The sequence below is a fragment of the Winogradskya consettensis genome (assembly GCF_018332715.1).
Taxonomy (GTDB): Bacteria; Actinomycetota; Actinomycetes; order Mycobacteriales; family Micromonosporaceae; genus Actinoplanes; species Actinoplanes consettensis.
In genome coordinates this window covers 93,885-110,380 of the sequence record NZ_BOQP01000017.1, presented here as the reverse complement: position 1 = coordinate 110,380, position 16,496 = coordinate 93,885, and the positions used below count along the sequence as shown (strand labels likewise).

Annotated in this window: 16 protein-coding genes; 8 read left to right on the top strand and 8 right to left on the bottom strand. The window is 71.4% G+C overall.

Features of this window, described 5'->3' with window-relative positions:
* The first annotated feature begins 68 nt into the window (after nucleotides 1-68).
* From Aco04nite_RS17610 to Aco04nite_RS17580, 6 genes are all read left to right on the top strand, one after another.
* Nucleotides 69-1,181, top strand: coding sequence for a uroporphyrinogen-III synthase (locus Aco04nite_RS17610; RefSeq protein ID WP_212998313.1), 1,113 nt, complete (start codon nucleotides 69-71; stop codon nucleotides 1,179-1,181).
* Entirely contained in the window at nucleotides 1,178-1,825 is a 648-nt protein-coding gene (locus tag Aco04nite_RS17605) for a sirohydrochlorin chelatase (protein WP_212998312.1), read from the top strand. The genes Aco04nite_RS17610 and Aco04nite_RS17605 overlap by 4 nt, the downstream gene beginning before the upstream one ends.
* Nucleotides 1,826-1,917: 92 nt before the next feature.
* Complete coding sequence (locus Aco04nite_RS17600; protein WP_498370763.1) at nucleotides 1,918-4,368, top strand: molybdopterin oxidoreductase family protein; 2,451 nt, start codon at nucleotides 1,918-1,920, stop codon at nucleotides 4,366-4,368.
* Nucleotides 4,368-6,824 (top strand): nitrite reductase large subunit NirB, encoded by a 2,457-nt coding sequence (nirB, locus tag Aco04nite_RS17590; RefSeq protein ID WP_212998311.1) that lies wholly within the window; start codon nucleotides 4,368-4,370, stop codon nucleotides 6,822-6,824. Before Aco04nite_RS17600 ends, nirB begins: the two co-directional genes overlap by 1 nt.
* Nucleotides 6,821-7,147: a Rieske (2Fe-2S) protein gene (locus Aco04nite_RS17585; RefSeq protein ID WP_212998310.1), complete on the top strand. Its 327-nt coding sequence runs from the start codon at nucleotides 6,821-6,823 to the stop codon at nucleotides 7,145-7,147. Before nirB ends, Aco04nite_RS17585 begins: the two co-directional genes overlap by 4 nt.
* Nucleotides 7,144-8,478: a nitrate/nitrite transporter gene (locus Aco04nite_RS17580; RefSeq protein WP_212998309.1), complete on the top strand. Its 1,335-nt coding sequence runs from the start codon at nucleotides 7,144-7,146 to the stop codon at nucleotides 8,476-8,478. Before Aco04nite_RS17585 ends, Aco04nite_RS17580 begins: the two co-directional genes overlap by 4 nt.
* A gap of 6 nt (nucleotides 8,479-8,484) precedes the next feature.
* On the opposite strand, the gene Aco04nite_RS17575 is transcribed toward Aco04nite_RS17580, so the two are convergent.
* From Aco04nite_RS17575 to Aco04nite_RS17540, 8 genes are all read right to left on the bottom strand, one after another.
* On the bottom strand, nucleotides 8,485-9,450 hold the full coding sequence (locus Aco04nite_RS17575) for an ABC-2 membrane transporter-related protein (protein ID WP_212998308.1): 966 nt from the start codon (nucleotides 9,448-9,450) through the stop codon (nucleotides 8,485-8,487).
* A complete protein-coding gene (locus Aco04nite_RS17570; protein ID WP_212998307.1) occupies nucleotides 9,447-10,337 on the bottom strand; it encodes an ABC transporter ATP-binding protein in 891 nt (296 codons plus the stop codon). Before Aco04nite_RS17570 ends, Aco04nite_RS17575 begins: the two co-directional genes overlap by 4 nt.
* A gap of 11 nt (nucleotides 10,338-10,348) precedes the next feature.
* Nucleotides 10,349-10,783 carry a GntR family transcriptional regulator gene (locus tag Aco04nite_RS17565; RefSeq protein WP_212998306.1) on the bottom strand — a complete coding sequence of 145 codons (435 nt, stop codon included), beginning with the start codon at nucleotides 10,781-10,783 and terminating at the stop codon, nucleotides 10,349-10,351.
* Nucleotides 10,784-10,863: 80 nt separating this feature from the next.
* Complete coding sequence (locus Aco04nite_RS17560; protein ID WP_212998305.1) at nucleotides 10,864-11,082, bottom strand: hypothetical protein; 219 nt, start codon at nucleotides 11,080-11,082, stop codon at nucleotides 10,864-10,866.
* 85 nt (nucleotides 11,083-11,167) lie between these two features.
* Nucleotides 11,168-12,388, bottom strand: coding sequence for an AGE family epimerase/isomerase (locus tag Aco04nite_RS17555; RefSeq protein WP_244876076.1), 1,221 nt, complete (start codon nucleotides 12,386-12,388; stop codon nucleotides 11,168-11,170).
* A gap of 90 nt (nucleotides 12,389-12,478) precedes the next feature.
* Nucleotides 12,479-13,912: a flavin-containing monooxygenase gene (locus Aco04nite_RS17550; protein WP_212998570.1), complete on the bottom strand. Its 1,434-nt coding sequence runs from the start codon at nucleotides 13,910-13,912 to the stop codon at nucleotides 12,479-12,481.
* A gap of 11 nt (nucleotides 13,913-13,923) precedes the next feature.
* On the bottom strand, nucleotides 13,924-14,211 hold the full coding sequence (locus Aco04nite_RS17545; RefSeq protein WP_212998303.1) for a DUF4873 domain-containing protein: 288 nt from the start codon (nucleotides 14,209-14,211) through the stop codon (nucleotides 13,924-13,926).
* Nucleotides 14,208-14,885, bottom strand: coding sequence for a TetR family transcriptional regulator (locus tag Aco04nite_RS17540; protein ID WP_212998302.1), 678 nt, complete (start codon nucleotides 14,883-14,885; stop codon nucleotides 14,208-14,210). The genes Aco04nite_RS17545 and Aco04nite_RS17540 overlap by 4 nt, the downstream gene beginning before the upstream one ends.
* 51 nt (nucleotides 14,886-14,936) lie before the next feature.
* Between Aco04nite_RS17540 and Aco04nite_RS17535 the strand changes: the two genes are divergently transcribed.
* Nucleotides 14,937-15,821, top strand: a complete 885-nt coding sequence (locus Aco04nite_RS17535; RefSeq protein WP_212998301.1) for an AurF N-oxygenase family protein — start codon at nucleotides 14,937-14,939, stop codon at nucleotides 15,819-15,821.
* A 10-nt stretch (nucleotides 15,822-15,831) separates the two neighbouring features.
* The gene (locus Aco04nite_RS17530; RefSeq protein ID WP_212998300.1) at nucleotides 15,832-16,458 is read left to right on the top strand and encodes a TetR/AcrR family transcriptional regulator; all 627 of its coding nucleotides are present in this window, start codon (nucleotides 15,832-15,834) and stop codon (nucleotides 16,456-16,458) included.
* Nucleotides 16,459-16,496: the final 38 nt, after the last annotated feature.

Genomic DNA, 16,496 nt, shown 5'->3' with positions numbered 1-16,496 from the left:
TAACGCGTTATCGCGGGGGAAACAACCGGGGCCACCCCGCGTAACCTGCCGTGGCGAGCATCTGACGGGTGAACCTTTCCAGCACGCCGGGGCCGCTTGCCGGGTTCACCGTCGCCGTGACCGCCGAGCGGCGCCGTGAGGAGCTCGCCGCCCTGCTGGAACGGCGCGGTGCCCGGGTCGTGCTCGCGCCGGCGATCACCATCGTGCCGCTGCGGGACGACCGGGCGCTGCACGCCGCCACCGCGGCCTGTGTCGGGCTCGCCCCCGAGATCGTCGTCGCCACGACCGGCATCGGCTTCCGCGGCTGGCTCGAAGCCGCCGAGGGGTGGGGCATGGGCGACCCGCTGCGGGCGGCCCTGGGCCGGGCCCGGCTGATCGCGCGCGGCGCCAAACCGTGCGGCGCGATCCGGGCGGCCGACCTCAGCGAGGACTGGTCCGCCGCGACCGAGTCGTCGGAGGAGATCCTCGAACGCCTGCTCGCCCAGGGGATCGCCGGCCGCCGCATCGCCGTCCAGTTGCACGGCGGCCCGCAGTCCGAGCTCACCGACGCCCTGCGCGCGGCAGGGGCTGCCGTCGTGGAGATCCCGGTCTACCGCTGGACGCTGCCATCCGACATCACCCCTGTACGCCGCCTGGTCACCCAGCTCACCGCCGGTCAGATCGACGCCGTCACCTTCACCAGCGCCCCCGCTGTCCGGGCCCTGCTCGACATCGCGGGTGACGAGGCCGGTCAGGTGCTGGACGCCTTCCGCGGACCGACCATGGCGGCGTGCGTGGGACCGGTGACCGCGGCGTCGCTGGTCCAGCAGGACGTCCCGGTGGTCATGCCGCTCCGGTCCCGGCTCGGCGCCCTGGTCAAGACCGTCACCGACGAACTGCCCCGCCGCACGCCCAAGCTCTCGGTCGCCGGCGACACCCTGGAGATCCGCGGCCACGCCGTCCTGATCGACGGCCGCGTGCAGCCGCTCGCCCCGGCGGCGATGGCGATCCTGGGCTCGCTGTCCGCCCGGCCCGGCGCGGTGGTGTCGAAGGAGCGGCTGGTCGCCTCGCTCCCGCGCGGCACGGACGGGCACGCGGTCGACGTGGCGATCGCGCGGCTGCGGACGGCGCTGGGCGGCGGTGGCCACATCGAGACCGTGATCAAGCGTGGGTACCGGCTGCGGGTGGACGGGCCGGCATGAGGCGGCTGGTCGCGGTGGCGCACGGCACGCGGTCGGTGGCGGGGCAGGAGCAGATCCGGGCGCTGGTGGACCGGGTCGCGCTGCGGCTTCCGGGGACCGAGGTGCGGCTGACCTATGTGGACGTCCAGCACCCGCGTGTCGAGACGATGGCCTTCGGGGTGGGCACGGTGGTCGTGCCGCTGCTGCTCTCCACCGGTCATCACGTACGCGTGGACATCGCGAACGCCGTCGCCGGCAGCGGTGCGGTGGTGACGCCGCCGCTCGGGCCGGACGCCGTCCTCGTGGCGAGCATGCGCCGTCACCTCAGCGCCGCAGCGTCGCCGTGGGATGCGGTGGTGCTGGCGGCGGCCGGGTCGTCCGATCCCGGGTGGCGGGCGGAGGTGGACGGCGTGGCGGCTCAGCTCGGCGCGACCGTCGCGTATGCGTCCGGCGCGGAGCGGCGGGTGGCCGACGTGGTGCGCGAGGTGCGGGATGCGGGGGCACGGCGGGTCGGCGTGGCGGCGTACCTGCTGGCAGAGGGGTTGTTCTACCGGTCGTTGCACCGCTCGGGGGCGGACCTCGTGACGCCCCCGCTGTGCGCCGGCCCGGTGGTCGAGGATCTGGTGGTCGCGCGGTACGTGCACGCGGCCGCGGTCTCACATTGACCTTGAGCGCGTTGTAAGGATTACCGAACGGCACGGCAACCGTTGCGGGCCGGTCACCGAAACGCTGTGCCGACACGATCGGTGGCGTGACGCTGACCGAGACGCACTGCCCGTACTGCGCGCTGCAGTGCGGCATCCACCTGATCCCGGAGCCGCCGGCCCGGGGCGGGCACGGGCCGGGACTGCGCCTGGAACCGGCCGGCTTCCCGGTCAACCGCGGTGGGCTCTGCGCCAAGGGGTGGACCGCGGCGGAGCTGCTCGACCACCCCGAACGGCTGCTCACCCCGCTGGTTCGCACGGTGGCGGGTGACAGGTCGAGCCCGTTGCGGGCGGCGAGCTGGGAGGAGGCACTGGCCCGGATCGTCGGCGCGATCGGGGCGAGTCAGCGTGATCACGGGCCGGACAGCGTGGGGGCGTTCGGCGGGGGCGGGCTCACCAACGAGAAGGCGTACACGCTGGGGAAGTTCGTCCGGGTCGCGCTGCGGTCCTCGTCGATCGACTACAACGGGCGGTTCTGCATGTCGTCGGCGGCGACGGCGGCCAACCGGTCCCTCGGTGTCGACCGTGGGCTGCCGTTTCCGCTCGAGGACGTGGCTCAGGCCCGTACGGTGCTGCTCGTCGGCGCGAACCCGGCCGACGCGATGCCGCCCTCCATGCAGTTCCTGGACGCCGGGCGGGCCATGGGAGCGAAGCACATCGTCGTGGATCCGCGGCGGACGGCGACCGCGCGGGGTGCGTACCGTCATCTTCAGCCTGTGCCCGGCACGGACCTGGCGCTGGCGAACGGGATGATGCACGTCGCCGTCCGGGAGGGCCTGGTCGACGACGCGTTCGTGAGCGGACGGACCACCGGGTTCGACGCCGTGCGGGCGGCGGTGAACGGTTACTGGCCCGAGCGGGTCGAGCGGATGACCGGGGTGTCCGAGGCTCAGCTGCGCGAGACCGTCCACCTGCTCGCGCGGGAGCGGCCGGCGATGATCCTCACTGCCCGCGGCGCCGAACAGCACAGCAACGGCACGGACACCGCGCAGGCGTACCTCAACCTGGCGCTCGCCCTCGGCCTGGTCGGCCGTCCGTTCTCGGGCTACGGGACGATCACCGGGCAGGGTAACGGGCAGGGTGGCCGGGAGCACGGGCAGAAGGCCGACCAGCTGCCCGGGTACCGGCGCCTCGACGATCCCGCCGCGCGCGAGCACATCGGCCGGGTGTGGGGCATCGACCCCGCCGAGCTGCCGCAGCCGGGGCTGTCCGCCTACGAGATGCTCGACCGGCTCGGCACTCCCGGCGGCGTGCGCGTGCTCCTCGTGCTCGCGAGCAACATCGCGGTGTCCGCGCCGCACAGCAGCCACGTGATCGAGCGGCTGCGCGCCCTGGATCTGCTCGTCGTCTCCGACATCTTCCTCTCCGAGACCGCGGCCCTCGCCGACGTCGTGCTGCCCACCGCGCAGTGGGCGGAGGAGGAGGGCACGATGACCAACCTGGAGGGCCGGGTGATCCGGCGCCGCAAGGCCGCCGAACCACCCGGTGAGGTCCGCACCGACCTGCGCTTCCTCAAGGACCTCGCCGACCGGCTGGGCCGGGGTGCCTACTTCACCGACGAGCCGCGCGAGGTCTTCGAGGAGCTGCGCCGGGCGAGCGCGGGCGGGCTCGCCGACTACGCCGGCATCACCTACGAGCGGATCGACGACGAGGACGGCGTCTTCTGGCCGTGCCCGGCCGAGGACCATCCCGGGACACCACGGATGTTCACCGACGGCTTCCCGACCGCGGACGGGCGTGCGCGTTTCGTCCGGGTCGAGCACCGCGACCCGAACGAGCTGCCCGACCGGGACTACCCGTACGTGCTCACCACCGGCCGGAACATGCAGCAGTACCAGAGCGGGACCCAGACCCGCCGGGTGCGGTCGCTGACCGTGGCGGCCCCGGAGCCGCGGGCGGAACTGCACCCCGACCTGGCCCGCCGGCACGGCATCACCGACGGCGACCTGGTCGAGCTGCGCACCCGGCGTGGTGCCGCGGTGCTCCGGGCCCGCTGCGACCCCGGCATCCGGCCGGACACGGTCTTCGCGCCGTTCCACTGGCCCGGCATCAACACGCTGACCGACCCCGCGCTGGACCGGCACTCCCGGATGCCCGCGTTCAAAGCGTGCGCGGTGATGATCGCGCCGCTCACCCCGACGAAAGGACCGGCCGAGGTGCACTCCACACCGCGTTTTATGCAGGGCGTCTTCCCCTTCGAGGGCAAGGGGCTCGACGAGCCCGTACCGGTCGACGGCGCCCTGCGCCTGGTCGTCCCCGACGGTGTCGTCGCCCAGGCCGTCTATTTCCGGGGCGGCAACTCCAGCGGCGAGCTCGTCTGCGCGGTCCTGATGCGCGACGGCCTGCCGATGCGCTACTTCCCGATCGGCGCCAGGAGCGACGTGCACGTGTCGCTGCGCGTGGTCGAGGACCTGGACTCCGGCACCACGGTCGAGCTGTGGCTCGCCGCCCCGGCGGGGCTCACCGGGACCGTCGTCGTGGACCTCGGGCTGGTGGAGGTCTGATGGCGCCGCGACTGGTCGTCATCGGTAACGGGATGGCCGGGGTACGCACGGTCGAGGAGATCCTGGCCCGCGGCGGCGGCTTCGAGATCACGGTGTTCGGAGACGAGCCGTACGGCAACTACAACCGGATCATGCTCTCCAACGTCCTCGCGGGTGTGCAGGACGAGGCCGGCATCTTCCTCAACGATCTCTCCTGGTACGCGGACAACGCCATCACCCTGCACACCGGCACCCGGATCGCGCGCATCGACCGCTTCGCCAAGCAGGTCTACGCCGAGGACGGCAGCGCCACCGCGTACGACAAGCTGATCATCGCCACCGGGAGCCGCGCTTTCGTGCCGCCGATCCCCGGCATCCACCGCCCCGGCCGCGGCTACCACCAGGGCGTCTTCGCGTTCCGCACGCTCGACGACACCCGGGCGATGATCCGCTACGCCCGCGAGCACGAGCGGGCGGTCGTCATCGGTGGCGGGTTGCTCGGCCTGGAGGCGGCCCGCGGCCTGCAGAACCACCTCGGGCACGTCACGCTCGTACACGCGGCGGGGCATCTCATGAACGCCCAGCTGGACGCGCAGGGCGGCGCGATCCTGCGGCGCAGCGTCGAACAGCTCGGCATCGACATCGTGACCGGCGCGCACACCACCGAGATCCTCGGCAAGCACGAGGTCACCGGGGTCCGCCTCAAGGACGGCCGCGTCCTCGACTGCGACGTCGTCGTGGTCGCGGCCGGCATCCGGGCGAACGCCACCGTCGCGGAGACGGCCGGGCTCGTGGTGGAGCGCGGGATCGTCGTCGACGACCAGATGCGGGCGCAGGACGAGCCCGACATCTACGCGGTGGGGGAGTGCGCGCAGCACCGCGGCGAGACGTACGGGCTGGTAGCCCCCCTGTGGGAACAGGCCAAGGTCCTCGCCGACCACCTGACCGGCCGCGACCCGCACGCCGCGTACCACGGCTCCCGCGTGGCGACGAAGCTCAAGGTGGCCGGTGTCGACGTGGCCGCGATGGGCGTCAAGGAAGCCGAACGCGACGACGACGAGACGCTCGTGTTCAGCGAACCCCGCAAGGGGATCTACAAGAGCGTCGTCATCCGCGACGGCCGGCTCATCGGCGCCACGCTCGTCGGTGACGTCTCCAAGGTCGCGTTCCTGATGCAGGCGTTCGACCGTGGCCTCGCGCTGCCGGAGGACCGCGTCGAGCTGATGTTCGACCTGGGTGGCCCGCCTGCCGAGGTGAGCGCGGCCGAACTCGCCGACGACGCGCAGGTCTGCAACTGCAACGGGGTCAGCAAGGCCACCATCGTGCAGACCGTGCACGGCGGCTGCCGGACCGTCAGCGGCGTCATGGACAGAACGCGGGCGGGCAAGGGCTGCGGGACGTGCAAGGGCCTGGTCCAGCAGATCGTCGAGTGGGCCGCCGGTGGCGAGGCGGAGGAGGACCCCGGGGCTTCGTGGTACGTGCCCGGCGTACCCATGCCGAAGCCGGAGCTGATGCACGCGATCCGCACCCACGGGCTGCGGTCGGTGTCGTCGGTGTTCGCGACGCTCGTCCCCGGCGGCGAGGAGGACGCGAAGAGCAAGATGGGTCTCGCCTCGCTGCTGAAGATGATGTGGGGCGCCGAGTACGTCGACGAGCGCGACGCCCGTTTCATCAACGACCGGGTGCACGCGAACATCCAGCGCGACGGCACGTTCTCGGTCGTGCCGCAGATGAAGGGCGGCGTCACCACCCCCGCGCAGCTGCGCCGGATCGCGGAGGTGGCCGAGCGGCACGACGTACCCATGGTCAAGCTCACCGGCGGGCAGCGCATCGACCTGCTCGGGGTGCCGAAGGAGAAGTTGCCGCAGATCTGGGCCGAGCTCGACATGCCGTCCGGGTACGCCTACGGCAAGAGCTTCCGCACCGTGAAGACCTGCGTCGGCTCGGACTACTGCCGCTTCGGGGTCGGTGACTCGACAGCGCTGGGGATCGCGATCGAGGAGCGGTTCCAGGGCATCGAGGGCCCGGGGAAGATGAAGCTCGCCGTGACCGGGTGCCCGCGCAACTGCGCCGAGGCGTACGTCAAGGACCTGGGTGTAGTGGCCGTCGACGGTGGCCGCTGGGAGATCTACGTCGGCGGTGCCGCGGGCGCGCACGTGCGCAAGGGCGATCTGCTCGCGACGGTCGGGTCGGCGGACGAGGTCATCACGCTCACGGGCCGGTTCCTGCAGTACTACCGGGAGAACGCCAACTGGCTCGAACGGACGTACGCGTTCGTCCCGCGGGTCGGCATCGAGCATCTCCGCGCGATCGTCGTGGACGACGCCGAGGGGCTCGCCGCGGACCTCGATGCCGCGATGGCCGCCTCGGTCGCCGGCTACCGGGATCCGTGGAAGGAACGCGCGGAACCGGTCACCCCTGGGCAGTTCCGCACCTCGCTGCCGCTGGTCGTGCTGCCCCAGGTGCCGGTCCGATGAACGGCCTGCGGGGGCACCGGCTCGGGTCGCTCGACGAGATCCCGGTGGGGGAGGGGCGGACCTACACCGTGGACGGCGAGATGGTCGCCGTGTTCCGGCTGCGCGACGGGTCGGTGCGGGCGGTCTCGGCGCTGTGCCCGCACCGGGGCGGGCCGCTCGCCGACGGCCAGATCGACAACACCGTCGTGGTCTGCCCGATGCACCTGTTCGTCTTCGACCTGGCCACCGGCTGCTCGCTGAGCGGCCAGCCGGACCTCACGTCGTTCCCCGTCGGCGTCGACGCGGACCGGACCATCGTCATCTACCCGGAGGTTTCCCCATGAGCACCGCAGCCCTGGACCGCCCGGCCCTCACCGTGCACGGGCACTGGATCGACGACTGGCGGCCGGAGGACCCGGCGTTCTGGGAGCGGACCGGTGCCCGGGTGGCGCGGCGCAACCTCGCGTTCTCCATCTTCTCCGAGCACATCGGCTTCTCGGTGTGGACGCTGTGGTCGGTGCTCGTGCTGTTCCTCGGTCCGGCGTACGGTATCGATCCGGCCGGGAAGTTCCTGCTCACCGCGGTCCCGGCGCTGGTCGGGTCGGTGCTGCGGATCCCGTACACGTTCGCGGTCGCGCGGTTCGGCGGCCGGAACTGGACCATCGTGAGCGCTTCCCTGCTGCTCGTGCCCACCCTGCTGGTGGCGTTCCTGCTCGAGCCCGGGGTGTCCTACTCGACCCTGCTGATCCTGGCCGCGGTCGCGGGCGTCGGCGGCGGCAACTTCGCCTCCTCGATGGCGAACATCAACGCCTACTATCCCGACCGGCTCAAGGGCTGGGCGCTCGGCATCAACGCGGGCGGCGGCAACCTGGGCGTGGCCGCCGTGCAACTGGTCGGCCTGTTCGTGCTCGCGGTGTTCGGCGCGGGCAGCCCGGGTCTCGTGGCGGGCATCTACATCCCGCTCGTCGTGCTCGCCGCGCTCGGCTCCGCACTGTTCATGGACAACCTGTCGCAGGCACGCAACGAGAAGCGCGGCATGCGCGACGCCGTCCGCGAACGCCACACCTGGGTCATGTCGCTGCTCTACATCGGCACGTTCGGCTCGTTCATCGGCTTCGGGTTCGCGTTCGGCCAGGTCCTGCAGGTGCAGTTCGCGGACGTGTTCAGCACGCCGGTGAAGGCGGCCTACCTCACGTTTCTCGGCCCGCTGCTCGGCTCGCTGATCCGCCCGGTCGGTGGCGCCCTCGCCGACCGGCTCGGTGGGGCCCGGGTGACGTTCTGGAACTTCGTCGCGATGGCCGCCGGCGCGGGGACCGTGCTGCTGGCGTCCCAGCTGCGGTCGCTGCCGCTCTACCTCGTGGGCTTCGTCGCGCTGTTCGTCTTCAGCGGGCTGGGCAACGGCTCGACGTACAAGATGATCCCGCGCATCTTCGCCGTGCGGCACCCGGGCGACGAGCACGAGGCCCGCCGCCTCTCCGGCGCGGTGATCGGGATCGCCGGGGCGATCGGGGCGTTCGGCGGCGTACTCGTGAATCTCGCTTTCCGGCAGTCGTTTCTGACCTACCGGACCGCGGACGCGGCCTACCTGACCTTCATCGGCTTCTACGCCCTGTGCGTCCTGGTGACGTGGGCGGTCTATCTGCGCCCGTCGCCCCGCCGTCTCGCCGGCGTCTGACCGCGGTCAGAACACGCTGCGCAGCCTGCGGACCGTCCAGAGGATGAGCAGGGCGGCGAGCAGTACGAAGATGGCTGTCTCGATCGCCTGGAACGTCCAGTAGCGGTCCGCCGGCTGGAACGTGTCGAGGTTGTACGCCCCCGCCCGCACCCCGAAGTCGTTGTCCGACTGGCACCCGCCGTCCGCCGGTAGCGGGCAGCGCATCGTCCCGTCCATCACGTAGGTGCCGTCGGCCTGGTGCACGGTCGTGGACATGATCCAGCTACCGGCCCCGGCCTCACGCCGGCGTCCGGGGCCGCTCGCGACGAGCCATTCGCTCGTCTCGGGCCGCATGAAGCGCGGTCGGGCGGCGATGGCGACCGCGACGCGCACGACGATGAATCCCGCCAGCGTCACCCCCATCGCGGGGACCACCTTCGGGATCGCCGTGCCCGCCGCGATCCCGAGCGCCACCGCGAACAGGGTGTAGCCGACCGGCGCGATGCCCTGCAGATCGAAGAACACCGCACCGAAGCGGCTCTGGTCGGAGTCGATGCGTGACATCGGCTCCCACCACCACGCCGTGCCGAGACCGTAGAGCAGGGCGAACACCGTCACCGCGGCGCCGAGGAGGGACACCTTCGTCAGGATCCAGCGGCGCCGGGTGATGCCCTGCGTCCACACCATCCGGTGGGTGCCCTGCTCGACCTCGCGGGCGACCACCGGCGCACCCCAGAAGATCCCGATCAGCAGGGGCAGGACCAGGAGCAGCACGGCCAGGAAGACGAACGTGCCGTACGCGTTGGTGAAGTCGTCGAACTTCTTGGGACAGCCCGCCGTGGCGGCGGCGCTGAGACACTGCGCCAGCCCGAGCCGCTCGAACGCGTGGTGCATGGCGATGCCGGTCGGCACCAGCACCGCGGCGAGCGCGACGAGGCCGGCGACGCTCGCCAGCAACTGCCGCCGGTGTTGCCGCCAGGTCAGCCAGATCATGCCGCCACGCCCCATTCCTCGTACGTCGCCCGCTCGTCGCGCTGCGCGAGATGGTCCAGAATGATGTCCTCGAGCGTCGGCTCCTGCACCGTCCACAACGGATCGCTGATCGGCCCGGACGTCCGCACGAGTAGCGTCGACTGCCGGTCGGTGTGGCGCTCGCGCACGATGGCGGTCACCCCGCCGATCGGCTCGCCGAGATGCCGGGGTCCGATCAGGCGGCGGTGCCCGGCGACGATGTCGTCGATACCGCCGGTCAGCTGCGCCCGGCCCGCCTGCAGGACCATCAGGTAGTCGCAGGAGCGTTCCAGATCCGCGAGGATGTGGGACGACAGCAGCACGCTGGTGCCGGACTCCGCCACACTGCCCATCAACGACTGCAGGAATTCCTGGCGGGCCAGCGGGTCGAGGCTCGCCACGGGCTCGTCGAGGATCAGCAGCCGCGGCCGTTTCGCCAGCGCGAGGGCGAGCGCGACCTGCGCCCGCTGCCCGCCGGACAGCTTGCCCACCTGCTTGCGCGGCGGGATGCCGAGCTGCGCCAGCCTGTTACGGGCCAGCGGCGCGTCCCACCGCCGGTTGAGTCTGCCACCCATGACGACGAGCTCGTCGGCCGTGAAATCGCGGTAGACCGGGGTGTCCTGCGCGACAAAACCAAGATCGGCCAGGACGGTGATGTTCTCGTACGGATCCGCGCCCAGCACCCGCATCCCGCCCGCGTCCGGCCTCGACAGTCCCACCGCCAGATGCAGGAACGTGCTCTTACCGGCACCGTTGGGCCCGACGAGCGCGGTGACGTTCCCCGCCGGGAGCGCCACCGTGCAGTCCTCGAGCGCCCATCGCTTCCCGAATCGTTTACCGACCGCGTCGGCCACCAGGACGTGCTCCATTTCCGTTCCTCTCACAGAACTTCGGACCGCACGGCGTCGTTGCTGTTTTCCGCCCGCAGGGCGTCGTCCTGCCGCAGCGACCTGGTCGTCGTTTCGACGAGCGCGGTTATGTCCTCATCGGACAGACCGGCCACCTGTGCTTTGCGCAGCCAGTGCACCAGCTCACTGCGCAACTCGGCCTGGTGGACGAGAGATTCGCCGGCCAGGGTCCTGCGGATGAAGGTGCCGACGCCCGGCCTGCCCTCGGCGAGATCTTCCAGCACGAGCTCCCGGTATGCCTTCAGTACCGTGTTCGGGTTGATCGCCAGCGACTGCGCGACATCGCGCACCTTGGGGAGCTGGTCCCCGGGCGTCAGCAGCCCCACCCGTAACGCCTGTTTCACCTGCTGCACGAGCTGCGCATAGGTGTTCACCTTCGACCGGCTGTCCAGCACGAACTCGATCATCGTGGTGCCTCCATTGTCCTACGACATTAGGACTATAGGACAACACGGGTCCCATGCTCAAGGAATCCGAGCGGGTGGCGTCAGGCGAGCTTGGTGAGGCGATCCCGGATGGCCTCGTCGACCTCGATGCGGGCGTACCCGCGGAGCCGCTGCGTGAACTCGGGGTTCGTCAGCGCTTCCCGCGCGGAATCACGCTGGTCCTCGCTGCCGGACGCGATGGCCTCGTCGGCGCGGGCGAGCAGCCGGTCGACCTGCCTGATGTCGTAGCCTCGCATCGCGATCAGGAACTTCGTCGGCATGAGGGCACGCACCTTCCGATCGAGGCCTTCGCGTACACACTCTCATGTCCGCGGGCCCCGACCGGTCCTAAAGCAACGGCGTCGCTCAGGCGAGGTGCTGGTCCACCGCGGTCGCCAGCATCGGCCAGAGGGGGACCCGGGGGCCCAGAGTGGTCTGGAACGCGTGGTAGAGATCCGCTTTGCCCGGCCAGACCGTGTCCGTGGGGACGTTGGCCGCGTCGAGCTGGTGGAACCAGGAGCCGTGCTCGTGATCGATCAGGAACTCCGCGGAGTAGTCCCACCACTCGCGGTAGCGGTCGGCGTAGACCTGGCGGCCGGTGAGGGCGTGCAGGGCGGCTGCCGCGTTGATGCCCTCCGCGGCGACCCAGTGCATGCGGTCGCGGACCACCGGCCGGCCGGACCAGTCGGTGGTGTAGACGAAGCCGGGGTTGCCGTCCACGGCCCAGCCGTCCGTCACGGCGCGGTCGAACAGCTCCGCCGCGGCGGTGGTCAGCCACTCCTCGTTGCCGCCGAGCGGGGACGCCGCCGCGTGCAGGAGCAGGCGGGACCACTCCAGGCCGTGGCCGATCGTGGCGCCGTACGGCTTGAACGGGTGGTCGGGTTTGTCGGCGTTGAACTCCAGGATCGGTGTCCAGGCGCTGTCGTAGTGCTCCGGGATGCGCCAGTGGTGCGCGGACGCGGTGGTCACCACGAAACGGCAGATGCGCAGGGCGCGCTCGGTCCACGCCTGGTCGCCGGTGACCGAGGCGACGGACAGCATCGCCTCGACGGTGTGCATGTTGGCGTTGATGCCGCGGTATTCGTCCAGCGTGGTGAACGAGGTGTCCCACGTGTCCACGCACATGCCGGTGCGGTCGTCCCAGAAGCGCTCCAGGAAGAGCGCGCAGGCGTCGGCGAGCAGCTCCGCAGCCCCGGGCAGGCCCGCCTGGGTCGCCGTCGACGCGGCCAGGATCACGAAAGCATGGTCATAACAGGACTTGCCCGGCTCCGGGGTGCCGTCGTCGGTGACCGCGGAGAACCAGCCGCCGTGCACGGTGTCGCGCAGTCTGCCGGTCAGCCCGGCCATCGACTGGGCGGCGACCGGGCCCGCGCCGGGGACACCGAGCAGTGCGCCGATGCCGTACACGTGGGTCATCCTGGAGCTGATCAGGGCCGAGGCAGGCCGGCCCGGCACCGGCAGGCCGCGGGCGTCGAGCCAGCGGGCACCGCCGCCCGGGTCGGCGGTGCGGCGGCCGAAGGCCAGCAGATCGCGGCTGTGCTGGTCCAGCCAGCGGTGGTGAACTTGACTCGTCGGCCACACGGACATGTAGATCACTTTAGGTCAGACTGTTTCGCCGCCTGGCCGTAGGGAGTGCCAGAACGCTCAAACCCCTCAATTGGCACGCCGCGGCCGCGGTCAGGCCGATGGCGGGGTGCGGGAGAAGTGCATGTCCCGGCGGAGGTTGGCGTGCGGGGTCGTCACTGCTTCGATCAGGTAGTTCTGCCGGACCTTCCAGGGGGCGCGGTCGAGCTGGGCCGGGAAATTGTCCAGGGCCCGCTGGATGTAGCCCGAGGTCAGCTCCATGAGCGGGCGGCGTTCGCCCGCGGGGATGCCGGGTGTCGCCGTGGTGTAGCCGTGCCTGGCCATGTAAGCGAGCAGCCGGCAGACGTAGCGATGGGACAGGTCCGCTCGCAGGGTCCAGGAGGCGTTGGAGTAGCCGACGCAGAACGCGAAGTTCGGGATGCCGCCGAGCAACGTCCCGCGGTAGGCGACCGTGTCGCCGAGGTTGACCTTCCTGCCGTCGACGGTGAGCTCCGCGCCGCCGATCGCCAGCACGGACAGGCCCGTGGCACTCACCACGACGTCCGCTTCCAGGACCCGGCCGTCGGTCAGGCGGATGCCGGTGGGAACGAAACGGTCGATGTGGGCCGTGGCCATGGCGGCCCTGCCGGACTTGATCGCGGCGAACAGGTCGCCCTGCGGCACCACGCAGAGCCGCTGGTCCCAGGGTTGATAGGAAGGGGTGAAGTGCTCGTCGAGGTACGCGGGGTCGTCGAGGTGGTGCAGGGCGAACGTGCGCAGGATCGACTTGACGCGCTCCGGGCGGCGCCGGGCCAGGTGGTAGAAGCCCTGCGTGATGAGGACGTTCTTGGCGCGGATGACACGGTGGGCCAGGGCCGGCGGCAACCGCTTGCGCAGGGTGTCGGCGACGGGATCGTGGTCCGGGCGGGCCGCGATGTACGTGGGGGAGCGCTGCAGCATCGTCACGTGGGCCGCCGTCGCCGCGAGCGCGGGGACCAGGGTCACGGCGGTGGCGCCGCTGCCGATGACGACGACGCGTTTACCGGCGTGGTCGAGGTCGGCGGGCCAGAACTGCGGGTGCACGATGCGACCCTGGAAGTCGTCCGCGCCGGGAAACGCCGGCTGGTAGCCGGCCTCGTAGTCGTAATAGCCCGTGCACGCGTACAAAAAATTGCAGGTCAGGGTCCCGGAGCTGGTGGTGACCGACCATCGGCCGTCGTGGAAGGCCGCGGTGAGCACCCGGGTGCCGAAGTGGATGTGCGCCAGGATGCCGCCGTCGCGGGCCGTGTCCCTGATGTAGTCGAGGATCGCCGGGCCGTCCGCCAGGGAGCGTTCCCCGCGCCACGGCCGGAACGGGTAGCTCAGGGTGAACATGTCCGAGTCGGAGCGCACCCCGGGATAGCGGAACAGGTCCCAGGTGCCGCCCAGGTCGGCGCGGGATTCCAGGATCGCGTACGTCGTGCCGGGCCGTTGCTGCTGCAGTCGCCAGGCCGCGCCGATCCCGGAGAGCCCCGCGCCGATGATGAGCACGTCGAAGTGGTCGGCCATACCCACAGTGTTCACCCTCGCCACGGTGGCCGGCCGGAACCGGTGAGACGCACCCTGCCCCAGGGGTCGGGCTCGGCGAGCTTCGCGGGCGCCGTGTGCGTACCTATCCGGATCGTGACGTTCCGCTCGCCTGAGCGGAGGCGGGCGCTCAAGGTCTCGTCCGGCGCGGCCCGTCCGGCCCAGCGGTAGCGGCCCTCGAGGGGCTCGAACCGCACGGAGAGCCGGACCTCGACCGTCACTTCGGCATCCCCGGCGTGGATGGACGCCGGACCCCGGTATTCCTCGGGTGCGTCGGTCATGGCCGTGCCGCCTCGGGGGACAGGCCGAAGGGCAGATCGGCGGCGGTCCGGATGCCGGCGATCCCGCTCCAGAGGAACGCCGTCAGGTACTCCACGAGGGCCTCCCGCCCGATCGGCTGGCGATGTCGCAGCCACCAGTCACCCACGGTCTGGACATACCCCACGATGCCGTACGCCCACGGCAGCGCGGCCCCCGAATCCAGCCCGAGCGTCCGCAGCCGGTCGCCGAGGATGCGCGCCAGACCGCTGGCCACGGTGTCGACCGCGTCGGCGACCACGTCGCGCTCGCGGGCGACGCCGCGCTGGTGGACGACGAACCGGTAGAGGTGCGGGTCCCCCTCGATGAAGCTGAGGTACGCGTCCACGGCGGCCGTCACGACCGCGCGCTCCTCGCGTACCCGGGCGACCGCGGGCGCGACCACGGCGATCAGGTCCTGCGCCGCACGCAGGCCGACCGCCTCCCACAGCGCGCCCTTGTCCTCGAAGTAGCGGTAGAGCACGGGCTTGCTGACCCCGGCGTGGGCGGCGATCGCGTCGATGCCCGGCTCGGGGCCCAGCTCGCGGATGGCGGTGATGACGGCCTCGACGAGCTCGGCGCAGCGGCGTTCGCGGTGACCTGCCCACCGCTTGCTGCGCCCGTCAGCACCCTTGACCCCGCCCTCAGCTCCATTCATGCTACTAGCAGTATCTGTTACCTGTCGTAACGTCAACCCTGGCGGTGTTGAGTGGACCGATCGCAGACAGCTGCCCGTCTCCTGCAGTCGTCGGCTGCGCACTCCTACGACCCCGACGTGGAGATCGACTGGGAAGCGCCGCTGGTGCCCGGCCGATGGTTCGTGCCGCAGCACCGCTCGTCGCTCTACGGCACACCGTTGTGGGGGAGCCTCACCCCTGACCAGCGGCTGACGTTGACGAAACACGAGGTCGCGAGCATCGCCGCGCTGGGCGTCTGGTTCGAGACGATCCTCATGCAGCTGCTGATCCGGGAGTACTACAAACAGGACCCGACCACGGCCCACGCCCAGTACGCGCTCACCGAGGTCGCCGACGAGTGCCGGCACTCGGTGATGTTCGGCCGCATGATCGCGAAGCTGGACTGCCCCGTCTACCGGGTCGGGCCGTTCGACCAGCGGCTCGGCACGTTCATCGCGGCGACCGCCACCGGCCCCCGCATGTACGCGGCCATCCTCATCGCCGAGGAGATCCTCGACGCCCTGCAGCGCGAGGCCGCCGCCGACGAATCCGTGCAGCCCCTGGTCCGGATGGTCTCCCGGATCCACGTGATCGAGGAGGCCCGGCACGTCCGGTACGCCCGCGAGGAACTCGCCCGCCAGGTCCGCGCGGCCGGGCGCCGCCGGCTCGACTACGACCGCCTGATCATCGCGCGCGCCGCCTACCTGACCGGCCGCCGCCTGATTGCACCCGGCGTGTACGCGTCGGTCGGCATCGACCCGCAGACCGGCGCGCGGGCCGCCCGGTCGAATCCCCGTCACCGGGAGACACTGCGGTGGGCGGGCGCGAAAGTCGTCGCGTACCTGCGGGAACTGGATCTGATCGGTGGCCCCGGTCTCGTGCTGTGGCGGCGGTCCGGCCTGCTCGGCGACCAGTAATGTCTTGGCCGTGACCGCGACAGAATCCCGCAGCCGGAACCCCCGTGGGGAAGGCTCGCGCCTACGGGCCGACATCGTGGCCGCGGCGGCGGCGATCCTCGACGAGACCGGCGACGAGCAGGCGGTGACGCTGCGGGCCGTCGCGCGGCAGATCGGCATCGCCGCGCCCTCGATCTACCGGCACTTCGCCGACCGGCAGGCCATCCTGGTCGCCCTGGTGGGGGAGGCGTTCGCCGAGTTCGAGCAGCGCCTGCGCGACGCCGCCGCGGATCAGGACCCGGTGGTCCGGCTGCGAGCGGTCTGTGACGCCTATCTCGAGTACGCCCGGAGCCGCCCCCAGCGTTACCGGGTCATGTTCGGCGGCCTGTGGAGCGCCCCCGACGCCGTGGCAGCGGAGGCGATGACGTCGGACGCCGCCGCGGAGCTGGGCCAGGGGGCGCTGCGGGTGATCGCCGGAGCCCTGCAGGACTGCGTCACCGCCGGCCGCTCCACCAGCGACGACCCGCTCGCCGACGCGGTCGCGCTGTGGCTCGGCCTGCACGGCCTGGCCCACCAGCGCGCGGTGAGCCGGGCCTTCCCCTGGCCGCCCGGGATCGTCGACCGCCTCGTCGTACCCCTGGCCCACCTGAGGTCCTAGGGCGCCTGCCGCCCGGCCGTGCCCCGCCTGGGCGTCTA

Excerpts from the sequence above, each read along its gene's own strand:
- Aco04nite_RS17605 (WP_212998312.1), top strand. The coding sequence starts at position 1,178 with ATGAGGCGGCTGGTCGCGGTGGCGCACGGCACGCGGTCGGTGGCGGGG.
- nirB (WP_212998311.1), top strand. The coding sequence starts at position 4,368 with ATGGCGCCGCGACTGGTCGTCATCGGTAACGGGATGGCCGGGGTACGC.
- Aco04nite_RS17585 (WP_212998310.1), top strand. The coding sequence starts at position 6,821 with ATGAACGGCCTGCGGGGGCACCGGCTCGGGTCGCTCGACGAGATCCCG.
- Aco04nite_RS17580 (WP_212998309.1), top strand. The coding sequence starts at position 7,144 with ATGAGCACCGCAGCCCTGGACCGCCCGGCCCTCACCGTGCACGGGCAC.
- Aco04nite_RS17575 (WP_212998308.1), bottom strand. The coding sequence starts at position 9,450 with ATGATCTGGCTGACCTGGCGGCAACACCGGCGGCAGTTGCTGGCGAGC.
- Aco04nite_RS17570 (WP_212998307.1), bottom strand. The coding sequence starts at position 10,337 with ATGGAGCACGTCCTGGTGGCCGACGCGGTCGGTAAACGATTCGGGAAG.
- Aco04nite_RS17565 (WP_212998306.1), bottom strand. The coding sequence starts at position 10,783 with ATGATCGAGTTCGTGCTGGACAGCCGGTCGAAGGTGAACACCTATGCG.
- Aco04nite_RS17560 (WP_212998305.1), bottom strand. The coding sequence starts at position 11,082 with ATGCCGACGAAGTTCCTGATCGCGATGCGAGGCTACGACATCAGGCAG.
- Aco04nite_RS17555 (WP_244876076.1), bottom strand. The coding sequence starts at position 12,388 with ATGTCCGTGTGGCCGACGAGTCAAGTTCACCACCGCTGGCTGGACCAG.
- Aco04nite_RS17550 (WP_212998570.1), bottom strand. The coding sequence starts at position 13,912 with ATGGCCGACCACTTCGACGTGCTCATCATCGGCGCGGGGCTCTCCGGG.
- Aco04nite_RS17545 (WP_212998303.1), bottom strand. The coding sequence starts at position 14,211 with ATGACCGACGCACCCGAGGAATACCGGGGTCCGGCGTCCATCCACGCC.
- Aco04nite_RS17540 (WP_212998302.1), bottom strand. The coding sequence starts at position 14,885 with ATGAATGGAGCTGAGGGCGGGGTCAAGGGTGCTGACGGGCGCAGCAAG.